1 protein-coding gene is annotated in these 1,844 nt (G+C 56.9%); it reads right to left on the minus strand.

The features are described 5' to 3' along the window. On the minus strand, positions 1–1,844 hold a 1,844-nt coding region (locus ACTHUE_RS17480; protein ID WP_440424066.1), incomplete at both ends, for a phosphoenolpyruvate carboxylase.

Consider the following 1,844-nt stretch of genomic DNA (forward strand, 5'->3'; position numbering starts at 1 on the left):
TCCGCGCTAGGGTTTTGCGGCTGGCGGGACGGCTGCCGAGGTTGAGGTTGGCGATTTCCTGAATCGGGCTAGTTTGCAGGAAGTAGTCGATGAAGTCGGGGTGGGTAATCAGTTCGCGGTAGTATTTGAACGATACGTCCGACAAATCCTGCATCAGTTTGGCATCAGGGTCTTTTTTGTCCGGCAGGATGCTGGCTTCCAAAGTCGCGGCGACCAAGGTTTCCAAGTTGCGTTGGGCATTGCCCGGGTCGGCGTATTTGGCGGTAATGACTTCGCCTTGCTCGGTAATGCGGATTTGTCCGGCAACGCTGCCTGCGGGTTGCGCCAAAATGGCTTGGTAAGACGGGCCGCCGCCGCGGCCTACGCTGCCGCCGCGGCCGTGGAACAGGCGCATGCGTACATCGTATTTTTTGAAGAGTTCGACCAAGCCCAATTCGGCCTGATACAGACACCATGAGCTGGTAACGTAGCCGCCGTCTTTGTTGGAGTCGGAGTAGCCGAGCATGATTTCTTGGATGTTGCCGCGACTTTCGAGCAGGGCGTCATACCAGTCGAGGCGGAACATGGTTTCCATGACCGGACAGGCGTTTTCGAGCGCTTCGATGGTTTCAAACAGAGGCACGATGTTGATGCGGCTGCGCGGTTTGCCGTTTTCAACCGTCAACAGGCCGCTTTCTTTCAGCAGCAATGCCAAGGCGAGTAGGTCGCTGGGTTGTTCGCAGTTGGAAATAATGCTTTGCGTCACGGCATCTTCGCCGAATTCGTCTTTGATTTTGCGTGCTTCGTTGAAAATTGCCAGCTCGTGGCGGGTATGGTCGCTGTATGTGATGAACGGGCTGTACAACGGGCGTTGATGGCTCAATTCGCGCAACAGGGCGGCTTGTTTTTGCTCTTCGTTCAGGCTGTTGTAGTCTTCCAAACCTGCGTGTTGGAAAAGCTCGGCAACCACATCGGCGTGTTTGCCTGCGTGTTGGCGCAGGTCGAGCGGCATCATGTGGAAACCGAACACGGACACGCTGCGGATAATGTCGGCCAGACGGCCTTCTGCCAGCAGTTGGCTGCCGTTTTCGTGGAGCGAGCGTTGCAGTTTTTTCAGGTCGTTGAGGAACTCTTCAACCGTGGCATAAGGCTCGAGGAAGCCGAATTTGCAGCCCATGCCCAAACCGAGTGAACGTGCCTTGCCCATAGCGCGTGCCATGATGTAGGCGATGGCGCGGCGGTAGGGTTCTTCGGCGCGGGCGATTTCTTCATCGGGAGACTGGGCGGAAAGTGCCATCACATCGTCATTGACTTTGACGCGGCGGATGGAGAGCGGCAATTCGCGGTAGAGTTTGTCGAGTTCGCCGCGATAGAAACGGAATACGGCGTCGGCATGCCGTCTGAACGCAAAACGCAAGGTTTCGGCAGAAACGAACGGGTTGCCGTCGCGGTCGCCGCCGATCCAGCCGCCGATTTTAAGGATATTCGGAACGCGGACGCCGGGATAGGCCGTCTGAAAATCGCGTTCCATTGTGCGGTAGAGTTTAGGCAGGGCTTCAAAGAAGCTCATCGGGAAGATGGATACACCGTTGTTGATCTCGTCGTTGACGCTAAGTTTGTGGCGGCGCGTTTCGCTGGTCTGCCACAAGCCCAAAAGGACTGTGTCGATTTCGCGGCGCAATTGAGCCAGTGCATCAGGATTAGTGCAGCGTTCGCGTTGCGGCAGCAGCGCGCGGATGCGGCGGTTGAAGCTCAAGACGGTTTGGCGTTGCACCTCGGTCGGGTGCGCGGTCAAAACGGCGGTAACGACCGTGTTGTCCAGTTGTTGTTGCACCGCTTTGCCGTTGACTTTTCCGGCTTTGAGC

The organism is Neisseria sp. P0021.S005 (assembly GCF_051956955.1).